The organism is Listeria sp. PSOL-1, assembly GCF_902806445.1.
Classification (GTDB): Bacteria; Bacillota; Bacilli; order Lactobacillales; family Listeriaceae; genus Listeria.
Genome location: NZ_LR760298.1, coordinates 89720 through 115635, shown reverse-complemented (window position 1 = coordinate 115635; position 25916 = coordinate 89720). Strand labels below are relative to the sequence as shown.

Sequence of the window (25916 nt, the reverse complement as noted above, 5' to 3'; positions counted from 1 at the left end):
CCTATCTGTGTAATTTTTACACAGATAGGTTTCATTGTGTAACCTCCTCCATCTTTTGAAACCGTTATCAGAACACCATTTTAAGTTGGCACACTTTTTGCTTTTATATTTAATATAAAGTTAAAGGAGGACAAAATAATGAAAACAATTATGTTAGTTTGCTCTGCTGGAATGAGCACCAGTTTATTAGTAACAAAAATGGAGAAAGCTGCTAAAGAAAAAGGGGTAGAAGCAAAAATCTTTGCTGTAGCGGAGGCAGAAGCAGCTTCACATTTTGACGAAATCGATGTCTTGTTACTTGGACCACAAGTTCGCTTTTTAGAAAATAGCATGAAGCAAAAAGTAGAACCAAAAGGGATTCCACTTGCAGTTATTGATAGCACAGATTATGGCATGATGAACGGTGAAAACGTATTACAGAAAGCACTCGAACTTTTAAAATAACGTTATCAAACAATCTTTTATGGATTGTAAAAAAAGGAGATCTTATAAATGAATGGGTTTATTGCTTTTATGGAAAAATATTTTATTCCATATGCAGCTAAAATCGGCGGACAACGACATTTAGTAGCGATACGTGATGGTTTTATTACAACAATGCCACTGATGATTTTAGGTTCTTTTGCGGTACTGATTAATAATTTTCCATTAAAAGTATATCAAAAGTTTATGAATGGCCTTTTTGGTGAAGGGAAATGGCAAGCATTTGGTGCAGACATTTGGAGTGGGACTTTTGCTATCCTTGGTTTATTAATTGCTTTTACGGTGGCTTATAATCTTGCCAAATCTTACGGAAAAGATGCCCTTTCATCAGGTACTGTTTCTGTTGCTACATACTTTACCATTGGAGCTATTGCACCTGACGCAAAAGGAATCCCTGGTGTTGCTGGTTTAGGTTCTACTGGACTTTTTCTAGCGCTTATTGTTGCTCTTCTTTCTACAGAAATTTTCACACGCCTAAGTGGCAGTCCAAAGCTAATCATCAAGATGCCTGATGGCGTTCCACCAGCTGTTGCCCGTTCATTTGCAGCTTTATTTCCAACGATGATTACTGTTGCGATTTTTGCTTTAATTACAGCCTTATTCCAAGCATTCGGTGTTAGTAATTTAGTAAGTTCATTCTATACACTGATTCAAGAACCATTTATGGGACTGGCTAATTCTTTGCCAGCAGCGATTCTGTTAGCGTTTCTTTCATCCTTTCTTTGGTTCTTTGGACTTCACGGAGCAAATATTATCGATCCATTTATGCAATCGATTAACGTAACAGCGATTGAAGCCAATGTCGCAGCATTAGAAGCTGGGAAAAAAATTCCTTATATTGTTAACAAACCTTTCTTTGATTCATTTGTTAATTTAGGTGGTACTGGCGCAACACTCGGATTAATCATTGCCATATTTATCGTTGCCCGTAAACACAAAGCCTATATGACAGTATCTAAACTATCTGCAGCACCTGGTATCTTTAACATAAATGAGCCAATGATGTTCGGTTTGCCAATTGTTTTAAATCCAATTATGTTTATTCCTTATATTTTAACACCAATTGTCCTTGTCACCGTTGCTTATCTTGCAACTCTGAGCGGTTTGGTGCCTCCCGCAACGATCATTACCCCTTGGACAACACCACCAATCATCGGAGGCGCGCTTGCAACACAAAGCATCGCAGGGGGGATCCTTGCAGCAGTCAACTTAGCTCTTTCAGTTTTAATTTTTCTACCATTTGCTAAAGTTGCACAAATTCAAGAGACACGCCGCGAAAAAGAAACGCTTTTAAAAGAGGAAAATAAACAAGTTTAAAAACAAATGCTCTTTAAAAAGATCGCATAACGCATCCAAAGAGGTTTGTCAGACTTCTGGCTCTCACATACGTACAAGCCGTATATGAGAACCGGAAGTCTGGCAAACCTTTTAAATTTTTATTTATCTCCTAAACTCTTTTCATTTCATTATTTTATATAGAAAATAAAAATTAACTAAAAAAATGAAAAAAATCTTTTTTTATTCTATTTGTAATAGCATCCTATTTTACTATATAATAGAATTGTATTTTATGTTTTAAACATATACTAAAAATGGGATTTAATATAAAAAAGGAGTGCACTATCTGTGAAAGAATATGTAATTCCTATTGAAGCCATGTCTGAAGCACTTTACTTATCCCCAACTTCTGCAATTATTTCAGACCCTCAGTTGCCTGGAAATCCATTTATTTTTGTCAATCAAGCTTTTGAAAACTTAACAGGATACTCAAAAGAAGAGATTATTGGTCAAAATGGTCACATACTGCAAGGTGGAGATACCTATAAAGAGCCGTTAGCTGATATAAGAAAAGCGATTCAATCAAAAAGAAGAATCACCTGCACATTAAAAAATTATAAAAAAAGTGGCGAACCTTTTTATAATGAACTAACCATTCAGCCCATTTATGATGAAAAAGGAAATTTTTATTATTTCGGTACACAAAAAGATGTTACTGAATCTATTTTATTAAAACAAAAAATGGAAAAATATCAACAAGTCATTGAAAACTTAACTGCTCCAATCATCCCGATCAATCATCGGATTACCATTCTTCCAATTATTGGTGATATTGATAATGAAAGAATGAATGTACTTATCAAAAAAAGTTTACAGTATTTTCAGGCTCACGATATGGATCATTTAATTTTAGATTTTACTGGATTAATTACCTACCATAAAAATATTATCGATGATATTGTTGCTTTCTATAAAACATTAAACTTGCTTGGAATTCAATCAATTATTACTGGCCTAAGCCCAAAGCTCGTACAAGAATGGACAAATGCTAAAGACTCCTTAGAAAAAGTCGCAACCTATCATTCAGTTAATCAAGCACTAAAGGCATTAAAAGCACTCTAAGCTCAGTCTTCCCCTCACAATTAAGTAGCTAAAAAACCCCCAAAGATACTCGATTAGTCATCTTTGGGATTTTTTGGGCTAATTGTTTTTATGTTAATCGTGCATTTCAATGGTTCATGTTATTACGCTTTATTCACCAAACTTTGCTTCGTCTTCAAAAAACAAGTCAACATAATCCCCATCATAATAAAAGCCATTAATAAAAGAAATGTGTGATGATACCCTAATATACTTGCGCCTTTCAGTGAAACCATTTTTGCTGAACTAATTTGCTTTGTCAAAAATGCAGTTAAAAATGCTACTGAAAGAGAATTGACAACTTGCAACATTTCATTAGATAAAGGGGTTACACGACTAATAAATTTCATCGGTACAGATTGCAAAGCATGGTTATTTATCTGCATATTGACTAAACCTTGCCCCAATCCCAGGAAAATAACAGCAATGAATAAATAAAATGGCGCTGACGTTGCTTGCAATTGTGCTAATAAACCCAAACTAATGCCTGTCATCAAAAATCCTGGTAATGCAGCAAACTTTGCTCCATATTGATCATAAATTCTCCCACCTACAATCATGCCAATAAAACCAGCGATGGCTTGAGGCACCATCATTAAACCTGCTTGAAACGATGAATAGCCACAAATATTTTGCAAATATAAAGGAATAAGTAACATCGATCCAAATACTGCAATTTGATTTAACCACATAAGAACAATACCTTTTCGAAATTCACTAATTTTAAAAGCTTTAATGTGAAGCAAAGGAAATTCCGCAAACCATTCAATCATGATAAATATCGTTAACATCACTAAACCAATTAATAAAAAAAGCAGTGTACTCGTCGAAGTGAAGCCGTGATCTGTCCCTAAGTGAATACCATAAATTAAAAATGGAAAGGCAAAAGGCGAAAAAATAGCACCTTTTATGTCAATCTTAGCAGAATGATTGGCTTTAAAACGTGGTAAGAGAAAACGAACCATAAGAAGTGCAATCATACCAATTGGGATATTAATCATAAAAATAGTATGCCAGCTAAAATTAGCGATCAACCAACCAGAAAACGCTGGACCTACTATTGGAGCAATTAACATGGGTAACCCCAGAAAGCCCATCATACTGCCTCTTTTCTCCATTGGAATAATTCGAAAAGAAATAGCTATTCCAAGAGGACCAACAACTCCTCCAAATACACCTTGTAAAATTCGAAAAATGATTAACTGCGTCAGTGATGTAGAGACCCCAGCAAAAAAAGATGCTATTGTAAAAAATAAAATTGCCACTCCAAAAACCCGTTTAACTGAAAAGCGATCAGCTAAAAACCCCGCATAAGGAATAACTGTTGCCATAGCTAATGTATAGGCAGTAATCGTCCACTGTGAAGTAGCTAAAGTTGAATGAAAAGCCGATTGAATCCGCGGTAAAGCTACATTCATAATTGTTGTATCCATCATAACAAGCAGCATTCCAAGCGCAATTGTTAAAACTGATGGGATTACTTTTTTTAATTCAAAATCTGTTGTATCCATTTTTATCGCCTCTTTTCTAAAACATCGTTCGATAAAAACAATAACACCGTTCGAATTATTTGTAAAGAAAAAAATCGTTACCGATTTTTTTCACTTTGTTCTATTCCTGTTAAAATCAATTTTAGCCCAAAAACAAACATTTCTTTACTATCCAAAGATTGGTATGCGCCTATCTCTTTATAATGGCTTAAAAATGGAAGCTCCACTTGCCTTTCTTTTTCATCCGCAATAAATGGCGTTCCTGTTTTCTCAAAACGCTCAGCATCTACTTTAAACGTACAAATATAATTGATATAAACGTTCATTGCAAAAAACTTTTCTTCTTCCTTCATTTCCAAGTGATCAATAATCATTAAAAGATTATCCAATAATTTTAAATAATTACGGCTTGTTGGCGGATAATCCATTAAAAGCTGTGCTAAATCCGGGTATTTTTCGAGACATACTAAAATATTGTCTGCATATTTAGCCAAGCGCTCCTGCCAAGTTCGTTCTGCTACCGGATATGCAATTTCAGCACTAGCTTGATTGATAAGCTCCGCAAATAACACTTCTTTACTTTTAAAATGATAATATAAAGATGAAACAGTCATATTCGCAAATTCAGCCAATTTACGCATTGAAAACCCAGCTATTCCTTTTTCTTCTAGCAAAGTCCATGCAGCTTCAATAATTCTATTTTTCGTAACTTGAGGTTTCATAATTTTATTCTCCTAAAGTTGTGATGTTATCGCTAACTTTTTAAGTACATTTGTCAATTCCTCAGCATTTGCCTTAATTTTAGATTTGCGACCATATAAATCTGCTTTCACTTTTTCAACCATTATAAATAAAATCACACTATTTAAAACAAGAGAAATTGATTCCGAAATAGAGCTCTCTTCTTTTCCAAAAAGCTGTTGTACCTTTTTTCTGACCTTATCATGAAGGTATTCTACAACGGAAGGATCAATGAAAGCCATATCACGACTTCCGACTTCTTTTAGCGAAACCATCATAAAATCACGGTACTTTTCATAAAGGCTAGCTATAAATTGATAGGTTTGTTTTAGGAAATAGTCCACTTCGCAAAACGGCCGATTAAAAAACTGCTCAATTTCTTGTTTGATCATATCCGCCTGCATCTCAAGTGTTAAGTGGATTAGATTTTCTTTATTTTTAAATTTCTTGAAAATCGTAGCCTCATTAATTTCAGCAGCTTCAGCAAGTTGTCTCGTTGTTGAACCTTTTATCCCGTTTTTAGCGATCATTTTTAAAGTCGCATTCATTATGGTTTCATTTGTAATCATCGGATCGCCGCCCTTTCTAGCCAATATAAGTAAGTGCTTGCTTATATCAGCAGTATAGCAAAGTTATTTTAAGTATTCAAGGCTTTTCGTTTTTCGTTGGCGTTCATTTGTGTTTAATGGCATAATGAAATTAACTGTTTGTCAATCATTTAATTTTAGGAGTGAAGGTATTTTGGAAAAAACAAGAAAAGAACGAATTATCGCCGCTAAGCAAAAATTAAAACTGACACGTAAATACGAAAATACTAAAAAAGGTGCAACAATGGTTGGCTTAGCAGCTATAGCCAGTTCCTCGATTGTCCCTGCTTTTGCTACAACTGTTCAAGCAGATGAAACCGTAAAAAATACGAATTCGTCTGTTCAATCCTTTATTGATCGTTTTAGTGAGGATGCCGTAAAAATTGCTGATGAAAACAATTTATACGCCTCTGTCATGATTGCCCAGGCCATTTTAGAGAGTGACCATGGAAGAAGTGCATTAAGTAAAGCACCAAATTATAACCTTTTTGGCATTAAAGGCAATTATAAGGGGAATTCTACTAGCAAAACTACTTTTGAAGATGACGGCAAAGGGAAGCACTACCAAACCACAGCTCAATTTCGTAAATACCCTTCCTATGCCGAAAGTCTACAAGATTATGCGAATGTCTTACAAAATGGCACAAGATGGAAAAATGATATTTACAAAGCAGCCTGGAAAAGCGAAACAAAAAGCCATCATGAAGCTACAAAAGCGCTTACTGGAACGTACGCCACCGATACCCAGTACAATACAAAACTTAACCAGATTATTGATATGTACAACTTAACTACTTTTGATACTGGCGCTGAATTAACTACCAATACTTATTATACCGTTAAAAAAGGCGATAACCTTAGTAAAATTGCCTTAAAATATAAAACAACGGTTTCCAAATTAAAAGAATGGAATAATTTAACTGCTAATTTTATCCAAATAGGACAGAAATTAGTCGTGAAAAGAAATCATACAGAAACAAAACCAACAACGAATTATGTCGTAAGAAAAGGTGATACTTTATGGGGAATTGCCCGTAAACATAACACCTCTGTAAAAACCTTACAAATAACAAATAAATTAAACAGCACTGCAATTTACGTTGGCCAAAAAATGAACATATAACTCATTAAAAATGAGAGCGAGACATAAAACGACTGAACTATATTTTTTAGGGAAAATATAGTATCGATACCTATGTTTAAGTACATCATACTAAGGAAGGCGCTTACATTTAAAAGGTTGAATAGACTTGTATCTGATGACTGACATCTTTTAGCGATTATGTGAATGAACATTTCTGAATTCTATCAATTCTCTTAAACACAAGCGACTTCCCACTAAGGTCTTTCGTTTATGCCTCGTCTCGTTTTATTTCTCTATTTTTTTACTAACTGTGTTTATTTTTCCAGTAGGTTTTCCATTTAAATCAAGTTCTTGTGTTGTAATGTTATGCACTACAGCTGTTCCCTTAATATTAAATTCTCCTTCTAGATTTAGGTTCATATTTGATGCATCAACAATTTTGTTTCCGCCAATAAAGTCTTTGAACGTACGTGGAACTGGTACTCTATTCGCTTTATCAAGCTTATTGATACCATAACTAATTGTATTAAAGTCCGTTTGACGATATCCAGGTTTATAAAGTTTGTCCACAATCTCGTGATCATTGAATTTTACTTCAAAATCCCCTTTCATAAACTGTTTACCACCTTGAGAATAAAGATCTAAGCTTTCAATTACTCTTACTTTTTTATATGGAGCTACTGTGATTGTTTGGCTTGGAACGGTATATGTTCTTTCTTCTGTTACAGTATTTGTTTCAGATTTATTCATGTTGTAGCCTAAAGTAAAGCTAAGCTCATGCCCAGTTGATCCAGTACCAGGAACGCCTACTGTTGAAGTAAATTTATACCCGAATGTCGCGTTCATTCCGTTTGTTAAAGTTGTACTTTTTGTTTGTGTATATTTCTTTTGGTAAGAAGCTGTAAGACGAGTTATCGGAGTAGGCCCCTCATTTGTATACGTATTATCTGGCGCATTGTATATGTTTTCTTTTTCGGCAGTGTTTAAATCAACTTTAGTGTTATTGACATTACCTTTTTGCTTAAGCGTTAACCCTACCATTCGTTCAATGTTCCTATAATCATTGTTACGATTATTATCACGATACCAGTTAACTAATCGATTTAACTGTGCATTGAGTTTACGATCAACAAACTCATGATATTTCGAAATGAACCAACCATCTAGCAATTGTTCTGTCATGTTGACTGGTTTACCCGTTTGTCTAGCAGCTTTTTCTCTAGCTTCCATTCGCTTAATTACCGTATCTACATAGTATTCTGCCGCTTCTGCTTTATTAACTGGTAAATACGAAAATACCAAGGATAGTGCTGCAACCAATATCAATCCCTTAATAAAAAATTTCTTCAATATGTCCATCTCCTCTTCATTCAAATTTTTTTTTAAGTTTCTCACAAGGCTAAAGGGGTAAGGTAAAATTCACGCTTTTACATAAAATACACCTCCTTATCCATTTAGAAAGGATTGTTATTGTACTTAAGTTAAGTATACTTTTTTCGAAAAACAAGTAAGTGTATTAAAAGTTCATTTTGTTCTGATATTTATGTATTTTATATGGCCATTAACTTATTATTATTAAAAAAATATTAAATAGAAAATAAATCGTTATATTCATAAAACGATTTATTTTTTTATAAAAATTCCTTAAAAAAATAAAAAATTACTGCTTTATAGGTATATAATATAAACATAACTAAAAATATTTTACTTAGGAGATGGATTAAGAATGGATTTTATAAGTTATTTTCTGTTTGCAGCAGATGATCCAAAAATTAACGAAGTAACAAAAAAAGATTTTACTTCAAAGGAGAGTTTTTATTTTTTTGATACAGAAAATAGAAATAATATGATTGGATTAATGGTAACGGGAACTGCCATGATAGAAATAAAAACACCTTACGGGGAATGGACAATTAATAATATCCTCAAAACTGGAAGCCTATTTGGGGTTGAAGAGATCTCTACTAATATAAAAACAAGAAGAATTATCGAGTACAAAGCTACGGGGCTAGAGCATGGAAGTTATTTAGAAATTGATCGGGAATATTTGCTTTTAAATATGGCTCAAGAGCCTATACAGCGGTACATAATAGATAGATTAATTGATATCTTATTAGACATTAATTGCCTTCATCAATACACTAAGACAAGCATGAGAATCAAATTTATTAAAGAATTAGCAGATATTGCAATTGATTTAAATTTAGAAATTAAAGATTTCACCATAACCTTTCCAACTTTCATCAATATAACTTTTCTTGCTAAATATCTAAATGCTAGCCGTGCAAGTATCTTATCTGAACTAAAAAACCTCCAAAAGGTTGGTGTGCTTGTTTCAAAAAAACCGATTATGATAGACCTGAGGAAAAGTACGTTTATCTAAGTTTTTGCAAAAAAACCCCTTAATGCTTTGAAAGCATTAAGGGGTTTTTTATCTGATCCGCTGCTATTTTAAAAATGATGAAAGTTTTCAACAGGTACAACAAAGACGGTTGCGCCACCTACCTGAACTTCAATTGGATAAGGTACATACGTATCAACGGTTACACCAAGTGAAGCTGAAGGTGTCATAATTTGTTCGCGGGCCTTACAATTTTCGCGAATAATTCCTAAAACCTCATCGACACGTTCATCTTCTGTCCCAACGATAAAAGTGGTATTTCCAGCTTTTAAAAATCCACCTGTTGTTGCAAGTTTTGTTGCACCGAAATTATTTTTTGTTAAAGCATCGGAAAGGCGATTACTATCTTGGTCTTGAACAATTGCAAGAACTAGTTTCATTTTTCACATCCCTTTCTATATTTTTCTTATTATAGCAAAAAATAAACAATAGCTTTACTAATTTGCCTACCTGTTTTGCTAATCTTTTATTCTTTTTAAAATATCCTCTAATATGATATCTGCTATCTCATTTGGCGATCTTGTGGCCTGAATGCAAACAAAGCGTTCTGGAAACATCTTGATAATTTGTTTATAACCTTGAACTACTTTTTGATGAAAAGTAATATTTTCCTTATCAAGGCGATTCACTTCGCGCTTTTGGTTGGCAGCAATACGCTCTAATCCAACAGCAGCAGGAACATCGAGGTAATATGTCACATCAGGGATTGTTTCTTCAACAGCAAATAAATTAATATCTAAAACGGCTTCAATGCCAATTTCACGTCCAGCTCCTTGATAGGCAAGTGAACTATCAATAAAACGATCGCATAAGACAATCTGCCCGTTCAAAAGCGCTGGGCGAATCGTTTCTACAACATGTTGTCTGCGCGCACCTGCAATAAGTAAGGCCTCTGTTTTCGGATCCATTATTTCATTTCCGATGCCAAGGACAACTTCCCGAACTTTTTCAGAAATTGGACTTCCACCTGGTTCACGTGTTTTAATAAAATCCAGCCCTGCTTGCATCATTTTTTCTTGTAATAAATTGATTGTACTTGTTTTTCCTGAACCATCTGGACCTTCAAGCGTGATAAAAATCGCTTTCATCTATGTACCTCTCTTTCCAATTTATCTTTTCAAATTATATCATAAATCTTAATTTCTTCAGCAAGTAACCTTTCACCACCTTGAAAATGATGTTGACGTAGCTCGCTTAAAATCTTGAAGTGCTCACTCGTAATCCTTTCACCGCGTAAAATCTCAGGAATACCTGGAGGATAGCTCATAATATTTTCAGCCGAAATACGGCCAATCGATTCCATCAATGGGATAAAAATGGTCTTTGTTGTTTTCATTTGTTCGTAGCTAATGGCTAGTTCAGTAATCTCCTTGTTTTTGGCACTTTTTACAGAAATGGTGGTTGGTTCAAGTTCAGGAGCAAACCATTTTTCAGGTGGTAAAAAGGTTTCTTCCTTTTTTAATAGCGGTAAAATGAGCAGAACTTGCGTTAAGTCAGCAAACTCTGGAAAATAGCCGTTTTGCTCAAAAATCTTTAAAATCTGCCATCCTGATAAATTTGGCTTGCGGATGACCATTTTTAAAGGATCCGCTGGAAGAATAACTTCAAATCCTTGCTCCATCAAAAACTGAAGCCAGGCATCACGCATTTTTGAAAAAACTTGGAAGTCTGCTTCATCATAATTTGCAATATAATGTCGTGCGATATCTAACGAAGCCATGATTAAATAAGAAGGACTACTTGATTGCACAACTTGTAAATAATAAGGAACCTGCTGTAAACGCGAATCATCACTACCTATATGTAAAAAAGCACCCATTGTTAACGCAGGCAATGTTTTATGTGCAGACTGGACCACAATATCTGCGCCTAATTTTAGTGAACTAAGCGGAAATGTTTGATGAGCTTCTAAATGTGCTCCATGTGCTTCATCAACTAGAACAAGCGCCTTATACCGGTGAGCCACTTCGATACAAGCTTTTAAGTCAAAAACAGTCCCATAATAGCTTGGATAAGTAAAAATACAGGCCACAATATCAGGATGTAGAAGAAAAGCGCGCTGCAACCATTCACTTGAAATCCCACTAGCAGTATTGGTTTGCGTATCCACGTCTGGCGTTAAGAACACAGGTACAGCAAAAGCTAGCTCCAAAGCATGAATAATCGATTTATGTACATTTCGAGCAACAAGAACCTTCTCCCCTCGTTTAACTGTAGCTAAAATCATCGCTAAATTTCCAGATGTTGTCCCATTAACTAAAAAATAGCTCTGCTTTGTTTGGTAAAATTCCGTAAGTAGCTCCATAGCTTCATAAATGACCGTTTTTGGCTGATAAAGGTCATCCATTCCAGTAATCTCAGTTAAATCATATTTTAAAAAAGCTTGCCACGTATCAGGATACAACTGGCCATTTTTATGCCCAGGTACATGAAAGGAAACAGGATTTAATTTCGCATGTTCCACAAGCCTTTTAACAAGCGGCATTTCTTCTTGTTTATTCATAACAAATCGACTCCTCTTATCATTCGTTTTTATTGTAACATGTTCACTTTTATTCGTAAAAAATAGACGTTTAAGTTTGTCTTACAAGGGAACTCAATTAGTACAATTGCAAGGAGGCGTTTATACTGATGAAAAAAATTATCAATCAGCCTGAACAAGTCGTTGAACAAATGCTAGAAGGCCTCACAAAAGCTCATCCAAAATTAGTAAAACGTATTCCTGATACTCGTGTTATCGTTCGAACGGACCAATCTGCAGGAAAAGTGGGACTAGTTAGTGGTGGTGGAAGCGGACATGAACCTGCTCATGCTGGTTATGTTGGAACAGGAATGTTATCTGCAGCAGTGTGCGGTGATGTTTTCACTTCTCCCACGCCTGATCAAATTTACGAAGGAATTAAAGCAGCAGATCAAGGTAAGGGCGTCTTACTGATCGTCAAAAATTATACTGGTGACGTGATGAATTTTAAGATGGCTAAAGACTTAGCTTTGGCTGACGGAATTTCAATAGAGCAAATTATTGTTGATGATGACATCGCGGTAAAAGATAGTGATTTTACAATTGGCAGAAGAGGCGTTGCTGGAACTATTTTGATTCACAAAATTGTCGGAGCCGCTGCTGAAAATGGCGCAAACCTCTCTGAACTAAAAACACTTGGCGAAAAAATCATAAAAAACATCAGAACACTTGGCGTCGCATTATCTCCTTGTACTGTTCCAGAAGTAGGACATCCAGGCTTTAAGCTTTCCGATGATGAGATTGAATTAGGGATCGGTATTCATGGCGAATCCGGATTTAGTCGTGAAAAATTACTACCTTCAAGTGAGCTTGCTAAACAGCTTTTTGAAAAAATTAATACAGAACTTTCACTAAAAGAAAATGATGATGTCGTACTTCTTGTTAACGGAATGGGAGCAACCCCCTTAATGGAACAATATATTTTTACAAACGATATGCATCAATTATTTAAAAATTTAAGTATAAACGTCCAAAAGACACTGGTTGGTAATTTTATGACCTCGCTTGAAATGGCTGGAATTTCACTAACCGTTTTAAAACTTGCGGAGATGCCATGGCTTGATATGCTTAATCTAGAAGTTACGACGATTGCTTGGTCATTTTAAAGGAGGAAGAAAGATGAGATATGACAAAAAATGGGCGCTTCATTGGCTAAATGAATTTAATAATCAGATTATTAATCACAAGCAACTGCTCAGTGATTTAGATCAAGCCATTGGAGATGGTGATCATGGAATCAATATGGCCCGTGGTGCTACTGAACTTAAAAAAACATTTGAAAATGAAACACCAGAGACGTTAAAAGATGTTTTTAAAGTAGCAGCAATGACACTTCTAAGTAAAGTTGGTGGTGCTGCTGGACCGCTTTATGGCTCAGCTTTTTTAAATATTAGCAAAGAAATAACAAGCGAAGAATTTTCTGCTAAGGAATTGGCCAAAGCTATTGAATCTGGCCTAGAGGGGATTGAAACACTCGGTCATTCGACAGCTGGTGAAAAAACAATGATTGATGTCTGGCAACCTGTTGTAAGCGCACTTCATCAAGAGGAACTCACAGATGACGTCATTGAAGTCGCTCTAGAAAAGACTAAAAAGATGCAAGCAACAAAAGGCCGGGCTTCTTACCTAGGTGACCGCTCAATTGGCCATTTGGATCCTGGTGCCTATTCTTCAGCAATATTATTCCATGCGATGCTTTCAGTGAGTGGTGACACAGATGACTAAAGATGATGGAATCGTTATTATCTCCCACTCTAAAGATGTAGCAAGAGGCATTTATGATCTGATTAAACAAATTGCAGCGGATGTTCCTATCACATATGCTGGTGGGACAGAAGATGATGGCATCGGCACTAGTTTTGATAAAGTAAATCAAGCATTTGAAAAGAACCCTGCTCAAAAAATTTATGCTTTTTATGATTTAGGTAGTGCTAAAATGAACATTGAAACTGTAAAGGGATTATCTGATAAAGAAATTTTTCTTTGTAACGCACCGATCTTAGAGGGAGCCTATGTAGCTGCGGCTCAACTACAAATTGATGGAGATGAGGAAACCGTTAAACAAACGTTACAGCCAATCGAAATCAAATAATTTGGGACACACATGACATAAACCAAACGCTTGATTTATGTCACGTATGTCCCCTAACTACTTATTTTCCTTTGACTTGTCGGTAACGAGCTTCTTTAAATAAATAAAAATACTTCGCTTCAGCTTTCTTCTCTTCATATTCAAGTTGAGAATTATAACCAAAACTCTTATGCACCAGCACTTTCTGCTTGTGCCAATTTTCTTGCGTTTTATCAATTAAATCCATCAAATAGCGATCATATTTTTTATGCATTTTACTAACTTTCTTACTTTTTTTGTGTCTACTGTGGTGCACACTTCTTGCTTCCACGGGGAGTCACCTCACTTTTAAACTTCTCTTCTGCCTTCTAATGCCTTTGATAAAGTAACTTCATCCGCATATTCTAAATCTCCACCAACCGGTAATCCATGAGCAATTCGCGTCACCTTGATACCACTTGGTTTGATAAGCCTTGAAATGTACATTGCTGTTGCTTCACCTTCCACATTTGGATTCGTTGCTAAAATGACTTCTTCTACTGCGTCATCTTGAAGACGTTTTAATAGGTCGGGAATGTGAATATCTTCTGGACCAATTCCATCCATTGGTGAAATCGTTCCGTGAAGCACATGGTAAAGCCCGTTATAATCACGCATTTTCTCCATTGCGATCACATCTTTTGGCTCTTCTACAACGCAGATAATCCCTCGATCTCTAGAGGAATCTGCGCAGATATAACAGGGGTCTTTATCTGTAATATGACCGCATACTGAGCAAAATGTAAGATCCCGCTTGACGTCCACTAAAGATTTAGCAAACTCCAGCACATCATCTTCTTTCATATTTAAAACATAAAATGCTAGTCTTGCAGCCGATTTTGGCCCGATTCCTGGCAATTTCATAAAACTATCCATAAGTTTTGTAATCGGCTCTGGATAATACATTCTTCATCGCTCCTACACCATATCTCTAGGTAAAACAACTTCACCTGGAAAAATAAGGCTAAATCATTTTCGTTCTTTATTTTAGGTTAAAATCCTGGTAAATTCATGCCTTGAGTAAATTTACCCATTTTTTGTGACGTTGTGTCTTCTACTTGTTTTAAAGCGTCATTTGTTGCTGTAAGGACAAGGTCTTGTAACATTTCAATATCTTCTGGATCAACGACATCTTCTTTAATTGTCACTGCTAAAACTTCACGTTTCCCAGTAACTTTTACAGTAACCATGCCACCGCCAGCTGTTCCAGTAAATTCTGTAGCTTCCACCTCTGTTTGTGCTTTGGCCATTTCTTTTTGCATCTTTTGCATTTGTTTCATCATACCTTGCATATTTCCCATTCCACGCATATTAAAAATCTCCTTCTTGTCAATTTTATTCTTTAATTTCTAGCAAATCTTCACCAACAAGCTTTAGGGCTTCTGAGACAAATTTATCGTCGTTTGGTGCCGTTTCAACTGCTTGGTCTACAGCTTCTTCCTCATTTGGGCCCATGCCTTGGCTTTGGATAAACTCTTCGCGCACTTCCATCCACTGCACTTCTGGAATCCCAATAAAAGCGTAATTGCTTTTTGTTAATTTGGAAATATTGGTGCTAAGCGTTTCGACAAAAGTAGCATTGTCCATTGCCATTTGACAATGAATTTCATGCTTAAATTTTAACACAAAAGTGTCGTCTGATGCAGCAACTGGCTCAGCGTCATTCAAAAGTGCAGCTTGTGAGGCGAGCAACATGGAGAGCAGTTCGCTCCAAGCACCGCGAATAAGCTGTAAATTTTGTTTTTTGGCTGTGCTTAATACATGATTGATTTTACCAATTGGTGCTTTGAACTTCTTACTGTTATTCATATTTGCTTTCTTACTGCGAGTTGGTTTTGGCTCTGACGTTTTCGTTGTTTCGATTGCACCGTTTTCAACTTGCTTTTTTAGTGCAGTAAATTGAGAACGCAATTCATTCATTTCATTTTGTAAAGATGTGAAATCTTCACTTGTGCCTTCTTGGGTAGGCAAACTTTCTGTTCCAATTTGTGTTAACTGCACTAGTGCCACTTCAACATATACTCCTGGATGATTAGAAAAACGCATTTGTCCTTCTGTGTCATTTAAAACTTTTACATATTGATAGATTTTACTTGCACTAGCCTCTTTAGCTAACTGCTGGAACTCGTCGTCTACTAAGGCTCGCTCTAACACTTCTTCTAAATTAGGCGCTTTTTGAAAAAGTAAAATATCACGGAAAAACACTAATAAATCTTCTATAAGACGCGCTGGGTCTTTCCCTTCAACAAACAGTTTGGAAAGTGTGGTAAGTGTACCAGCCGCATCTTGCCTCATAATTCCAGAGACAAGTTCTACGAGTAAACTTTGTGCAACTGAGCCCGTAATCTCAAGCGCATCAGCTACTGTCACTTCTTCTGAGCCATAAGAAATCACCTGATCAAGCAAGCTAAGTGCATCACGCATGCCACCTTCTGCCGCCTGGGCAACAATCATTAATGCCTTTTTATCGTAAACAATATTTTCTTCCTCTAAAATGTAGCACATGCGTTCAACGATATCTTGTGTTGTTATTCGTTTAAAATCAAAGCGCTGCACACGTGAAATGATCGTCAGTGGTAATTTATGCGGCTCTGTTGTAGCCAAAATAAAAATAACATGCTTTGGTGGTTCTTCTAATGTTTTTAAAAGCGCGTTAAAAGCCCCTGTTGAAAGCATGTGCACTTCATCGATGATATATACTTTATACTTAGCAATAGTTGGTGCATATTTTACCTTTTCACGAATGTCACGGATTTCTTCCACGCCATTATTACTTGCGGCATCAATTTCTAGCACATCGGGAACCGTTCCATCTGTAATCCCATGGCAAATATCACAGTCATTACATGGCTCGCCATTTATGCTATTCTCACAATTTATTGCTTTGGCAAAAATTTTTGCAGCACTGGTTTTTCCGGTACCTCTCGGACCACTAAAAAGATATGCATGTGATGTTTTGTTTTGAGAGATGGCGTTTTGAAGTGTCCTTGTGACATGGCTTTGGCCAACAACATCTTCAAACGATTGTGGTCTAAAAACACGATATAATGCTTGATATGCCATCTTACACTCTCCTTCAAACCTTAGTATTCTTATTATAGCTTATATCAAGCGCTTTGATAAGAAGAAACGTTTACTATAATGCCGTTTATTTTAATCTTTAACTTGCGCTTTTTCATGGCCAGCACTCTTTAGAAGGCGGTAACTGGTTAGCTATCTTCCATTGAAAAAATCACAAGTCTTTTTTGATGGTTGATTTTGACTTTGATGTTTTTGTTTAATTTTTCCTTAAATAGCTTAGTAACGTTTAAATAGTCATCATTGCTGCTATTTTTTTGGTTATTGTATCCTTGTAGTATGGTAGGTTTTATGCGAACAATATAGCGATCGGTTGATGTTTCTCGTGGATCATAGTGATAAACCTTTCGCCCTACTTTGTTATGGATAGCGTAAGTTTTAAATGTATCACTCCCTGTGCGATACATATTTTCTTGGATGACATACGCATTATCAGCAACTCTGTAATCAAGTTTTCCATCGTATTTTTTATGTTTAACGGTGTTGTCTATTTCATATTGCTTATAAGCTGTTCGAAATAAATATTCAATATGTGGGTAACTGTTGATTCGAAAGTACATATTTTTACTATTATTTTTTTTATCAATCCCAATATCACTGCCTACAATCGGGGATACTTCATAGAGCTTTCCATTATTTTCATAGGCTACTTGATATTCATCAAAAACCTCTTGCTTTTGAAATAAGCCAAATAATGTGCCTAAAAAGACTCCGATCGCGATCATTGCAATGATCGCTGATATAACGATAATATTCCTTTTTTTCTTGATAAATTGCATTGTTTTCATCCTTTGGCCAATTAAATCTATTATTTATTATATCAGTTTTCACTTTTTTGTGATAGTACTTTTCTAGTTGAAAAGAGGACATCTGGAGTTCCAGTAAGTCGCAAAAAACTCTCTTCACTATAAAGAGAGTTTACGTTTTATTTTAAAATTAACGCCGTGCACCTCAGATCGACATATAACCACCTGCGCTTTTCTAACAGTTAGCTCAAATTAGGCTACCCTGCGGCACATGAAAGGCACTGCTTAATGCTGCTTCCTTCCGGACCTGACATGGTTCACAGGTTTTCATTGCGCAAGACCCAATCGTCAACACCACTTATTAAATGCGGACCAAACAGGTATATGCCTCAAACAAAGGAATTCAACCCCGCTAGAGCGGTCTTCGGGTTACAGGGCTCCGCTACTTCCCCGTCTAGCACGGCAAATGTAATACCACTAGTCAAAAGCCGTTAAAAATAGGCTCAAACATTAGTGTAGCCGTTTTGCTATAAAAGTGCAAGTAAAATCTATTCATTTTCCCTAAAAATAATCGGTGCAATTATTGTTCATTCTGCCATTTGATTATTTCTTGATTTGTTACCTTCAAACTTGTAGCAGCTTGTTCAAAGATCGTAAGCAAGCTCTGATATTTCTTCGAGCGTTCAGTGTTTGGGGTATAACTAGCAATTATTTTTGGTTTCTTAGGCAATTTTAAATCATCAATTAACCCGATCGAATACATCGCAATAATTGCAGCGCCTAAACTCGATCCTTCAACAGTATGTGGTACAAATACTTTACGGTTAAAAACGTCTGCTAATAATTGACACCAAAAAGCATGTCGAGAAATCCCTCCTGATACATAAATAACATCGTTTTCTGCTTTCACCGCTTCATAAACACTTGCTAAATTTAATGCTACACCTTCAATAACCGCTCGAATCATATGAGCAGGCGTATGATTAATCGTTAAGCCTAAAAACGCCCCACGAATCTCACTTGTCCAAAACGGTGCACGTTCACCTAGTAAGTATGGCAAAAAAATCAAGCCATCCGCACCAAGTGATATCTTCGCCGCATCTTCCATTAATTGGCCATAATCTTTTGTTTGCTGTAATTCCATTGAGGCAAACTGTTGCAATGCCCATTCAATCGTTTTACCACCGTTATTTACAGCGCCACCTCTAACGAACATCTTTTCACCTAGATGATAGCAAAATGTACGGCTTAAATGATCTGTCTCAAAATGATCTGTTGTTTTCCTAACGGCACCACTTGTTCCAACCGTTACCGTTACATCGTGTACTCCCGTTGCTTGGATCCCTAAATTGGCCATCGCTCCATCATTTCCACCCATTACAAAAATGGTTTCTCGTGAAAGACCTAACTGCTTTATCCACTCTGCGCTCATCCCTTTTAATTGATAAGTTTCCGCAACAACTTTAGGCAATTTTGTTGTTGAAACTTGGGCGATCTCAAGTGCCTCATCATCCCAAGCGCCTGCCTTTGTATTATACAGGCCAGATCCAGAAGCAAGTGATTCATCGATCAGCCACTCCCCGAAAAATTGGTAAAGGCAGTAGCTTTTAATTCCACAAATTATCTTTGTTTGTGCAATTTTTTCTGGTGCTGTTTTATTTAACCAACAAAGTTTAGCAAACGGGCTCATTGGATGAATAGGTGTTCCAGTTCGTTCATATAATCGATTTAAATGAAACGCTTGTTTCAAATGTTCTAATAAAATACCACTTCGCCTATCTGCCCAAGTAATACAATTTGTTATTGGCTTATCATGGTTATCAATCAAGATTAAACTGTGCATTGCCGCACTAAATGAAACCGCTTTTAATTTATCACGTTCAAGATTACTCCTAGCCATTACACCTTGTATCGCTTCCACTACTGCTGCGAAAATTTCAGCAGGATCTTGTTCTGCTTTTCCATCAATATCGGTTATTAATTCATAGTGTACAGCATAATTCATAATGATGTTCCCGGATTGATCAAACAGAACAGCTTTTGTACTTGATGTTCCAATATCTACACCCATAATATAGTGATTCATCATTGTCCACTCCATTTTCAAAATTTAATAGAACAGAAATATTTCAATTGGCAGGTTTTGTCTGCTCTTTTTACGCTAATGACTACTCTTGTAGTAGCGAATTTACGAGACTAGCAAAACCTGCTCCATCGATTTATTTACTACCCAGCTTTTCACAATCTATAGATCAATTGGACGATCAAGGCGATATAAATGTTGATATCTTGGCATATGTGCTAATAGCTCCTGATGTGTACCTTCCATTAATACTTTACCTTCTTCAAGAAAAATTACTTGATCCATTTTCTTTACACCAACTAAATGATGCGTAACCCAAATCAGTGATTTATCTTTCAATGTTTCAAAAATAGTGGCTAATAGATCACGTTCAGTTACAGGATCAAGCCCTACAGTAGGTTCATCTAGTATCACAACCGGAGTATCTTGAAGTAAAATACGTGCAAGCGCAATGCGTTGCCGCTCACCACCAGAAAAACGTGCACCCATCTCGGACATCTGTGTTTGGTAACCTTCAGGCATACTCATAATAAAATCATGAATTTTCACTTGTTTTGCAGCTTGATGAACTTCTTCATCTGTTGCATCTGGGTTCCCAAGGCGAATATTATTTAAAACAGACGTGCTAAACAAATGAGCTTTTTGATTAAGCATCGCTGTCATTTCAGCCATTTGTGAAGTAAGCTTAGTAGCGTCGATATCATTTATTGTTATCTGACCAGAAGTCGGCTTTAAGGCACCTTGAATAAGTTTTAACAACGTTGACTTGCCTGTTCCACTTCGGCCAATAATCGCCACTTTCTTGCCTTGCTCTAATTCAAAATGAAACTGATCAAGGATCTTTCGTCCATCTTTTTGATATTTAAAGGTTAATTGGTTCGCACAAATTTTTACTTGTTCGGTGTTGATTCGTTCTGCTTTTTCCGGTTCATTTGGCACTTCAATTTGGTCAAGGCGCGTTAGCGAATCTTGATAAAGTGACGCATCACTAACAGCACTTGCAACAGGAATAAAAGCTTCCGCAAGGGACATCATCGCAAGTGTAAAAGCTGCAATCAATGTTGCCGAAAAAGCGCCTTGATGAACCTCATTTGCACTAAAATAAAGCGCAGTAACAACCAAAGCCCCCATCACCAGCTGACCAAAGAAATCGCGCCAATTCACAAAATGAAACTGCTTTGTTTCAACACTTAATAACTCTTGCTCATCTTTTTCATACTGCTTAATAAAAGACTTTTCACGTCCACTAAAGAGTAAGTCACTAATTCCAAAAACGGTATCCGTAAACTGTTGATAAAGTCTGTTTCGCCCCTGTTTTAGCCACGCATTTTTAGTTCGTGCATAAAGTAAAGAAATCCAAGGCAAAACAAAAACTAACAAGCCAATTAAAACCAAGAAGACAATAGCAAACGAAACAGAGAATACACCAATTGCAATCACTACACCTAAATAAAGGATCAAACTAACAATAGCAGGGAGCATTGTTGTTAAATAAAAGTTTTGCAAATGCTCAATATCATCGGTTAAAAGGCCAAGAATATCTCCTGTCCGGTAACGCGCTTTAATAAGTAGTGATTGCGGCTCTAGAATTCGATACAAGCGTACGCGCATTTTTTCCAAGATTCTAAGTACTAAGGAATGGCTAGCAAGACGTTCCACATAGCGTGAAACCGAACGCAAGATACCAAACGTCCTTACCCCAACCGTTGCCACATAAACTGCCATAATCGATTCTGGCATAAGCGAACTTTTAGAAATCAGATGTCCTGAAGTAAACATTAACGCCGCACCCGCAGAAAATGTTAACACACCGAGAAAAATAACGATTAGAAACAGCCTAAGATTTTGCTTAATATATGGTTTTATCCAGCTACTTCTCCGCATCATATCTCCTCCAACTGCGCTTTAACTAAGCGATAGTAATAACCTTTTTCTTGAATGAGATCATCGTGTGTCCCCATTTCAACTACCTGTCCATGATCAAGTACAATAATCCTATCCATTTCAAGCATCCAGTGCAAACGGTGTGTAGCAAAGAAAACGAGCCTATTTTGAAATAGTTCTAGCATTGGTTTTTTCAATTCATATTCCGTTTCAATGTCTAAATGAGCTGTGGGTTCATCCATTAGCACAATTCGTCGGTCAGATAAGAATGCGCGTGCCAGTGCGATTCTCTGCTCTTGACCGCCACTCAACAAGCGCCCGGCTTCTCCGACAATCGTTTCATATCCAGCATGTGTTTCTGCAATCATATCTGTAAGTCCAGCTGCTGTTGCGGCATTTTCCACCTGTTCATCACTTGCTTTAGGATGATAAAAACGAATATTGTCAGCAATGGTAGCGTGAAATAGATAAGGATGTTGCGGAATATAAGTCACTTGTTTCTGCCATTCTTTGCTTGTTAGTCGAACATGATCATCTTCATCCAATGTAAAATGACCAGACGTAGGTCTTAAAAATCCACTTAAAACATCAATCATTGTCGACTTGCCTGATCCCGTAGCTCCAATAATACCAATTTTCTCAACCCCCGAAACGGTCAAATCGATTTGAGAAAGCGAACGGAGTCCTGCTGTATCATGTTGTACAGAAATATTTTGCAAACGAAAGATGCTGTTAGCTGAATATTCATTAGCCATTGTGCCATTTTCAAGTTGTTTTTGCTGTTTACCACGATGAATAATGTCCTGAATCTCACGGCCTGCTTCTTGTCCGTCAAGCGTAGCATGATAATCGCTCCCTAGCTCACGTACAGGTAAAAAATATTCTGGTGCGAGAATTAAAATCGCCAAAGCAACAGGTAAACTAGTTAAACCATCAATTAAGCCTAGCCCTAGAAACAAGGCAACAACAGCAATGGAAAGCATCGTAAAAAAGTCTAAAGCAAAGGAAGAAAGAAAAGCAACACGTAATGTTTTCATTGTGGCTTTTCGATACCGTTTACTTGTTCCAGCAATACTTTTCTCATGACTACGACTTAAACCAAGATATTTTAATGTCTCAAGACCTTTGAGCGAATCCACAAAGTGATTAGATAAAATGCGATAAGAGTCAAATTGTGAATCTGCTTGCTTTTTAGCTGCCAAACCAAGAATAATTAAAAATAAGATTAAAATGGGTAGCGTAACAAAAAGAATAATTGCCGAAGTAGTATCTTGCATTACAATATAAATCCAAATAATCGCCGGGATCAACATCATATTTACAAATTTAGGCAAAAACAACTCTAAATAGCGTCTAAAATTCTGAATCCCTTCCATTACCATGGTTACAATTTTTCCAGTTCCTATTTCACTTGTAAATCGTGGCCCAAGTACAAATATATTTTCTAATAATTCTTCTCTCATTTTACTGCCAATTTTCGCTGCGTAAGTGTAAACCATTTGCTTTTTCCATACGTTTAAAAAATGTCGCACAAAATAAGCCACTAAAAAGAGACTTATTTGTACGACAACATCGGAAAATGCTTTACCATGAAATAAATCAGTGATGGCACGTGCTAAAAAACGCGCCATCACAATAATTGCTACAGCTTGAATCGTTGTAAAAACAGCAAGTAAGCTAAGAATCCATTTAATTCTTGGATAGTTAAATAATTCTTTTCCCATTAATACGTCATTTTCTCCTTACTAGAAACGCGTTTGCGGAAGACATAGTAACTCCAAACTTGATAGCCAAGTACAAACGGAAGTAATGATACCGCTACAATTGTCATAACACTTAAGGAATATTGTCCAGATGCTGCGTTATTAATTGTTAAGTCAAATGCCGAATCAATTGAACTGATCATCACGCGTGGGAAAAGTCCTACAAAGAGTGTTCCCACAGTGAACACAATACCTAAGCCTCCAAATGTAAAGGCAAGGACATCACGATCTTTCCAAATGAAAATAGCTGAAAGGACGTACATCACCACAACAATCGCAATAAAAAGTGGTACAAGGATTGGTCTAACTTGGAAAAGATCTGTAAAGAAGAACGCTAAGACTACATAAATAACAAGTACTGGAATTGTAATAAACCAAACCCGTTTTGCCAAACGACGTGCACGATCCTGAATATCATCTTCTGTACGAAGCGTAATAAACAGCAACCCATGAAGTAAACAAATAAGCGTAATGGTCAGTCCACCCCAAACAGAAAACAGCGTGATATAGTCAAAGAAACCTGCATACATATCCATACTAGAATTGATTGGCATTCCCTGGATTAAGCTTGAGAATAAAACACCTAATAAAAACGGAGGTAATAAGCTGCCAAGAAAAACAACCCAATCCCAAGTTTTTGCCCACGCAACAGAGCTTTTTTTACTCCGAAACTCAAACGAAACACCACGGCCGATAAGCGCTAATAGGAAAAGGACAAGCGGAATGTAATAACCGCTAAACATCGTAGCATACCAATGTGGAAATGCCGCAAAAATTGCCCCACCAGCAGTAAGTAGCCACACCTCATTAGCATCCCAAAATGGGCCAATTGTGTTAATCAGAACACGCCGTTCCATATCATTACGAGCCATAAAACGGGTTGACATCCCTACGCCAAAATCAAACCCTTCAAGGAAAAAGAATCCAATAAATAAAATTGCAATTAGCAGAAACCATAACTCATTCAGTGACAACTTTTTCGCCCCCTTTATCAAATGGATCTACAGAAGTATTTTCCTCTTTTTGTTCCCCAAATGGTCCTTTTTTAATATCGCGAATAAATAGATAGACAAGAACGATGGCCAAAATGGAATAGATTGTTGAAAATGTAATGATCGAAAACAGGATCTGCCCTGATGATACATTAGGCGAAACGGCCTGGCTCGTTTGCATGTAACCAAAAACAACCCATGGTTGACGTCCAATTTCAGTCATAATCCAGCCCATTGAATTGGCTATAAATGGAAATACAATCATCGGTACCATAATTTTTAAATACCAAGTTGTATGTTCTAAACGTTTACGCCATGCAAGAATAACACCAACTATCGCTGTTAAAATCATGATCATACCAGCAAGAACCATAATACGGAAACTCCAGAATGAAGTTTTTACTGGTGGAATATAATCACCAGGACCATATTTTTTCTCATATTTCTTTTGTAAAGAATTCATACCTTCCACTGAACCTGAGAAAGTGGAATAAGATAAGAAACTTAAAGCATAAGGAATTCGTACTTCCCAATCATTTTTTTGTTTTTTTGAATTAATACCAGCAATCATGTTCCACGGTGCAGGGTCAGCTGTATCATTCCATACACCTTCTGTTGCTGCCATTTTCATTGGTTGCGTTTTAACTAAGTATTGTGCTTGCGAATGACCACTAAATGCCGTCCCAAAACCACCGATAACAGCCATTACCATCGCAATTTGGAAAGAACGCTTGAAAAATTGTACATCTTTTTTCTTAAGCATCTTATACGCACTGACACCGGCAATAAAGAACGCACCTGTTGCAAAAGCACCAAAAATAACGTGTGGAAATTCAACCAATACTTGCCCATTTGTAATCAATTTCCAAAAATCATTCATTTCAGCACGTCCGTTTTTAAAAGTAAAAGCGACTGGATGCTGCATAAACGAGTTAGCTGCTAGAATCCAAAAACTCGATAAGATCGTCCCAATAGAAACGAGCCAAATACAAGCTAAATGAAGCTTTTTGCCTAGGCGGTCCCATCCGAAAATCCACAGTCCAATAAACGTAGATTCCATAAAGAATGCAAGAAGTGCTTCGATTGCAAGCGGTGCTCCAAAAACATCGCCTACAAAGCGAGAATAATCAGACCAGTTCATACCAAATTGGAACTCTTGAATAATCCCTGTCACGACCCCCACCGCAAAGTTAATTAAAAATAAATGCCCCCAAAACTTCGCCATTCTTTTGTATACGTCTTTTCCTTTCACAACATACAACGTTTGCATGAGCGCTACCATGAAAACAAGTCCGATAGATAGCGGCACAAAGAGAAAGTGAAAAATCGTTGTTGATGCGAACTGGAAACGGGCTAGAAATAATTTATCCACCCTTTTTCTCCTCCTTCTTGTAGTTGGCAAAAATGTCCAACTTTTTTTATTTTCCCCTAAGCTAGGCGTGTTCTATTATTCACAAAAATAGCTGAAACCAAAATACCTACCAATTTATGAAAAAATAATTTGTCCAAGGTATATTTTATCCTATTTCGGGCAA

The 25916-nt window shown here is 36.5% G+C and carries 25 protein-coding genes and 1 other RNA gene; 8 read left to right on the top strand and 18 right to left on the bottom strand.

Features of this window, described 5'->3' with window-relative positions:
- Positions 1-138 precede the first annotated feature (138 nt).
- The 3 genes from G6Q10_RS00570 (at position 139) to G6Q10_RS00560 (ending at position 2883) form a co-directional block, all read left to right on the top strand.
- Positions 139-444: a PTS sugar transporter subunit IIB gene (locus G6Q10_RS00570; RefSeq protein ID WP_163651816.1), complete on the top strand. Its 306-nt coding sequence runs from the start codon at positions 139-141 to the stop codon at positions 442-444.
- A gap of 48 nt (positions 445-492) precedes the next feature.
- Positions 493-1800 (top strand): PTS sugar transporter subunit IIC, encoded by a 1308-nt coding sequence (locus G6Q10_RS00565; RefSeq protein WP_163651814.1) that lies wholly within the window; start codon positions 493-495, stop codon positions 1798-1800.
- A 309-nt stretch (positions 1801-2109) separates the two neighbouring features.
- Positions 2110-2883, top strand: coding sequence for a YtvA family blue-light photoreceptor (locus G6Q10_RS00560; RefSeq protein ID WP_163651812.1), 774 nt, complete (start codon positions 2110-2112; stop codon positions 2881-2883).
- 122 nt (positions 2884-3005) lie between these two features.
- Here G6Q10_RS00560 and G6Q10_RS00555 read toward each other — a convergent pair whose 3' ends face one another.
- From G6Q10_RS00555 to G6Q10_RS00545, 3 genes are all read right to left on the bottom strand, one after another.
- A complete protein-coding gene (locus tag G6Q10_RS00555) occupies positions 3006-4412 on the bottom strand; it encodes an MDR family MFS transporter (RefSeq protein WP_163651810.1) in 1407 nt (468 codons plus the stop codon).
- A 77-nt stretch (positions 4413-4489) separates the two neighbouring features.
- Entirely contained in the window at positions 4490-5113 is a 624-nt protein-coding gene (locus G6Q10_RS00550) for a TetR/AcrR family transcriptional regulator (RefSeq protein ID WP_163651808.1), read from the bottom strand.
- A 12-nt stretch (positions 5114-5125) separates the two neighbouring features.
- Positions 5126-5701 (bottom strand): TetR/AcrR family transcriptional regulator, encoded by a 576-nt coding sequence (locus G6Q10_RS00545; RefSeq protein WP_163651806.1) that lies wholly within the window; start codon positions 5699-5701, stop codon positions 5126-5128.
- A 172-nt stretch (positions 5702-5873) separates the two neighbouring features.
- Between G6Q10_RS00545 and G6Q10_RS00540 the strand changes: the two genes are divergently transcribed.
- Positions 5874-6842, top strand: coding sequence for a LysM peptidoglycan-binding domain-containing protein (locus tag G6Q10_RS00540; protein WP_163651804.1), 969 nt, complete (start codon positions 5874-5876; stop codon positions 6840-6842).
- Positions 6843-7088: 246 nt separating this feature from the next.
- On the opposite strand, the gene G6Q10_RS00535 is transcribed toward G6Q10_RS00540, so the two are convergent.
- Complete coding sequence (locus G6Q10_RS00535) at positions 7089-8153, bottom strand: ETX/MTX2 family pore-forming toxin (RefSeq protein ID WP_163651802.1); 1065 nt, start codon at positions 8151-8153, stop codon at positions 7089-7091.
- Between the two features lie 376 nt (positions 8154-8529).
- Here G6Q10_RS00535 and G6Q10_RS00530 point away from each other — a divergent pair, with 376 nt between their 5' ends.
- The gene (locus G6Q10_RS00530; protein WP_163651800.1) at positions 8530-9186 is read left to right on the top strand and encodes a cyclic nucleotide-binding domain-containing protein; all 657 of its coding nucleotides are present in this window, start codon (positions 8530-8532) and stop codon (positions 9184-9186) included.
- Between the two features lie 68 nt (positions 9187-9254).
- On the opposite strand, the gene G6Q10_RS00525 is transcribed toward G6Q10_RS00530, so the two are convergent.
- The 3 genes from G6Q10_RS00525 to G6Q10_RS00515 all read right to left on the bottom strand — a co-directional run bounded on the left by G6Q10_RS00525 (position 9255) and on the right by G6Q10_RS00515 (position 11707).
- Positions 9255-9584, bottom strand: coding sequence for a cyclic-di-AMP receptor (locus tag G6Q10_RS00525; RefSeq protein ID WP_163651798.1), 330 nt, complete (start codon positions 9582-9584; stop codon positions 9255-9257).
- 78 nt (positions 9585-9662) lie between these two features.
- Positions 9663-10292, bottom strand: a complete 630-nt coding sequence (tmk, locus tag G6Q10_RS00520; RefSeq protein WP_163651796.1) for a dTMP kinase — start codon at positions 10290-10292, stop codon at positions 9663-9665.
- Between the two features lie 29 nt (positions 10293-10321).
- Complete coding sequence (locus G6Q10_RS00515) at positions 10322-11707, bottom strand: aminotransferase class I/II-fold pyridoxal phosphate-dependent enzyme (RefSeq protein ID WP_163651794.1); 1386 nt, start codon at positions 11705-11707, stop codon at positions 10322-10324.
- A 128-nt stretch (positions 11708-11835) separates the two neighbouring features.
- Here G6Q10_RS00515 and dhaK point away from each other — a divergent pair, with 128 nt between their 5' ends.
- Genes dhaK through dhaM form a run of 3 tightly spaced genes read left to right on the top strand, consistent with a single transcriptional unit; the run spans position 11836 to position 13817 of the window.
- Positions 11836-12831, top strand: coding sequence for a dihydroxyacetone kinase subunit DhaK (gene dhaK, locus G6Q10_RS00510; RefSeq protein ID WP_163651792.1), 996 nt, complete (start codon positions 11836-11838; stop codon positions 12829-12831).
- 13 nt (positions 12832-12844) lie between these two features.
- A complete protein-coding gene (gene dhaL, locus G6Q10_RS00505) occupies positions 12845-13450 on the top strand; it encodes a dihydroxyacetone kinase subunit DhaL (protein ID WP_163651790.1) in 606 nt (201 codons plus the stop codon).
- Positions 13443-13817, top strand: coding sequence for a dihydroxyacetone kinase phosphoryl donor subunit DhaM (gene dhaM, locus G6Q10_RS00500; protein WP_163651787.1), 375 nt, complete (start codon positions 13443-13445; stop codon positions 13815-13817). The genes dhaL and dhaM overlap by 8 nt, the downstream gene beginning before the upstream one ends.
- A gap of 61 nt (positions 13818-13878) precedes the next feature.
- Here dhaM and G6Q10_RS00495 read toward each other — a convergent pair whose 3' ends face one another.
- The 11 genes from G6Q10_RS00495 to G6Q10_RS00445 form a co-directional block, all read right to left on the bottom strand.
- On the bottom strand, positions 13879-14070 hold the full coding sequence (locus G6Q10_RS00495) for a YaaL family protein (RefSeq protein WP_370519538.1): 192 nt from the start codon (positions 14068-14070) through the stop codon (positions 13879-13881).
- A gap of 74 nt (positions 14071-14144) precedes the next feature.
- The gene (gene recR / locus G6Q10_RS00490; protein ID WP_163651783.1) at positions 14145-14741 is read right to left on the bottom strand and encodes a recombination mediator RecR; all 597 of its coding nucleotides are present in this window, start codon (positions 14739-14741) and stop codon (positions 14145-14147) included.
- 86 nt (positions 14742-14827) lie between these two features.
- Positions 14828-15145, bottom strand: coding sequence for a YbaB/EbfC family nucleoid-associated protein (locus G6Q10_RS00485; protein ID WP_163651781.1), 318 nt, complete (start codon positions 15143-15145; stop codon positions 14828-14830).
- 25 nt (positions 15146-15170) lie between these two features.
- Positions 15171-16898 (bottom strand): DNA polymerase III subunit gamma/tau, encoded by a 1728-nt coding sequence (gene dnaX / locus G6Q10_RS00480; protein WP_163651779.1) that lies wholly within the window; start codon positions 16896-16898, stop codon positions 15171-15173.
- A gap of 146 nt (positions 16899-17044) precedes the next feature.
- Entirely contained in the window at positions 17045-17692 is a 648-nt protein-coding gene (locus G6Q10_RS00475; RefSeq protein WP_163651777.1) for a hypothetical protein, read from the bottom strand.
- A 163-nt stretch (positions 17693-17855) separates the two neighbouring features.
- Positions 17856-18122: signal recognition particle sRNA large type (gene ffs, locus G6Q10_RS00470), an RNA gene on the bottom strand.
- 117 nt (positions 18123-18239) lie between these two features.
- The gene (locus G6Q10_RS00465) at positions 18240-19745 is read right to left on the bottom strand and encodes a gluconokinase (protein WP_370519537.1); all 1506 of its coding nucleotides are present in this window, start codon (positions 19743-19745) and stop codon (positions 18240-18242) included.
- Positions 19746-19904: 159 nt separating this feature from the next.
- Positions 19905-21626, bottom strand: a complete 1722-nt coding sequence (cydC, locus tag G6Q10_RS00460) for a thiol reductant ABC exporter subunit CydC (protein ID WP_163655642.1) — start codon at positions 21624-21626, stop codon at positions 19905-19907.
- Complete coding sequence (cydD, locus tag G6Q10_RS00455) at positions 21626-23350, bottom strand: thiol reductant ABC exporter subunit CydD (protein ID WP_163651773.1); 1725 nt, start codon at positions 23348-23350, stop codon at positions 21626-21628. Before cydD ends, cydC begins: the two co-directional genes overlap by 1 nt.
- On the bottom strand, positions 23350-24363 hold the full coding sequence (cydB, locus tag G6Q10_RS00450) for a cytochrome d ubiquinol oxidase subunit II (protein ID WP_163651771.1): 1014 nt from the start codon (positions 24361-24363) through the stop codon (positions 23350-23352). Before cydB ends, cydD begins: the two co-directional genes overlap by 1 nt.
- Complete coding sequence (locus tag G6Q10_RS00445) at positions 24350-25753, bottom strand: cytochrome ubiquinol oxidase subunit I (RefSeq protein ID WP_163651769.1); 1404 nt, start codon at positions 25751-25753, stop codon at positions 24350-24352. Before G6Q10_RS00445 ends, cydB begins: the two co-directional genes overlap by 14 nt.
- Positions 25754-25916 lie beyond the last annotated feature (163 nt).

Excerpts from the sequence above, each read along its gene's own strand:
- G6Q10_RS00525 (WP_163651798.1), bottom strand. The coding sequence starts at position 9,584 with ATGAAACTAGTTCTTGCAATTGTTCAAGACCAAGATAGTAATCGCCTT.
- G6Q10_RS00495 (WP_370519538.1), bottom strand. The coding sequence starts at position 14,070 with ATGCATAAAAAATATGATCGCTATTTGATGGATTTAATTGATAAAACG.
- G6Q10_RS00555 (WP_163651810.1), bottom strand. The coding sequence starts at position 4,412 with ATGGATACAACAGATTTTGAATTAAAAAAAGTAATCCCATCAGTTTTA.
- dnaX (WP_163651779.1), bottom strand. The coding sequence starts at position 16,898 with ATGGCATATCAAGCATTATATCGTGTTTTTAGACCACAATCGTTTGAA.
- tmk (WP_163651796.1), bottom strand. The coding sequence starts at position 10,292 with ATGAAAGCGATTTTTATCACGCTTGAAGGTCCAGATGGTTCAGGAAAA.
- cydC (WP_163655642.1), bottom strand. The coding sequence starts at position 21,626 with ATGCGGAGAAGTAGCTGGATAAAACCATATATTAAGCAAAATCTTAGG.
- G6Q10_RS00565 (WP_163651814.1), top strand. The coding sequence starts at position 493 with ATGAATGGGTTTATTGCTTTTATGGAAAAATATTTTATTCCATATGCA.
- G6Q10_RS00475 (WP_163651777.1), bottom strand. The coding sequence starts at position 17,692 with ATGCAATTTATCAAGAAAAAAAGGAATATTATCGTTATATCAGCGATC.
- G6Q10_RS00550 (WP_163651808.1), bottom strand. The coding sequence starts at position 5,113 with ATGAAACCTCAAGTTACGAAAAATAGAATTATTGAAGCTGCATGGACT.
- G6Q10_RS00545 (WP_163651806.1), bottom strand. The coding sequence starts at position 5,701 with ATGATTACAAATGAAACCATAATGAATGCGACTTTAAAAATGATCGCT.
- G6Q10_RS00570 (WP_163651816.1), top strand. The coding sequence starts at position 139 with ATGAAAACAATTATGTTAGTTTGCTCTGCTGGAATGAGCACCAGTTTA.
- G6Q10_RS00515 (WP_163651794.1), bottom strand. The coding sequence starts at position 11,707 with ATGAATAAACAAGAAGAAATGCCGCTTGTTAAAAGGCTTGTGGAACAT.
- dhaK (WP_163651792.1), top strand. The coding sequence starts at position 11,836 with ATGAAAAAAATTATCAATCAGCCTGAACAAGTCGTTGAACAAATGCTA.
- G6Q10_RS00465 (WP_370519537.1), bottom strand. The coding sequence starts at position 19,745 with ATGAATCACTATATTATGGGTGTAGATATTGGAACATCAAGTACAAAA.
- G6Q10_RS00530 (WP_163651800.1), top strand. The coding sequence starts at position 8,530 with ATGGATTTTATAAGTTATTTTCTGTTTGCAGCAGATGATCCAAAAATT.
- dhaL (WP_163651790.1), top strand. The coding sequence starts at position 12,845 with ATGAGATATGACAAAAAATGGGCGCTTCATTGGCTAAATGAATTTAAT.
- G6Q10_RS00485 (WP_163651781.1), bottom strand. The coding sequence starts at position 15,145 with ATGCGTGGAATGGGAAATATGCAAGGTATGATGAAACAAATGCAAAAG.
- cydD (WP_163651773.1), bottom strand. The coding sequence starts at position 23,350 with ATGGGAAAAGAATTATTTAACTATCCAAGAATTAAATGGATTCTTAGC.
- recR (WP_163651783.1), bottom strand. The coding sequence starts at position 14,741 with ATGTATTATCCAGAGCCGATTACAAAACTTATGGATAGTTTTATGAAA.
- dhaM (WP_163651787.1), top strand. The coding sequence starts at position 13,443 with ATGACTAAAGATGATGGAATCGTTATTATCTCCCACTCTAAAGATGTA.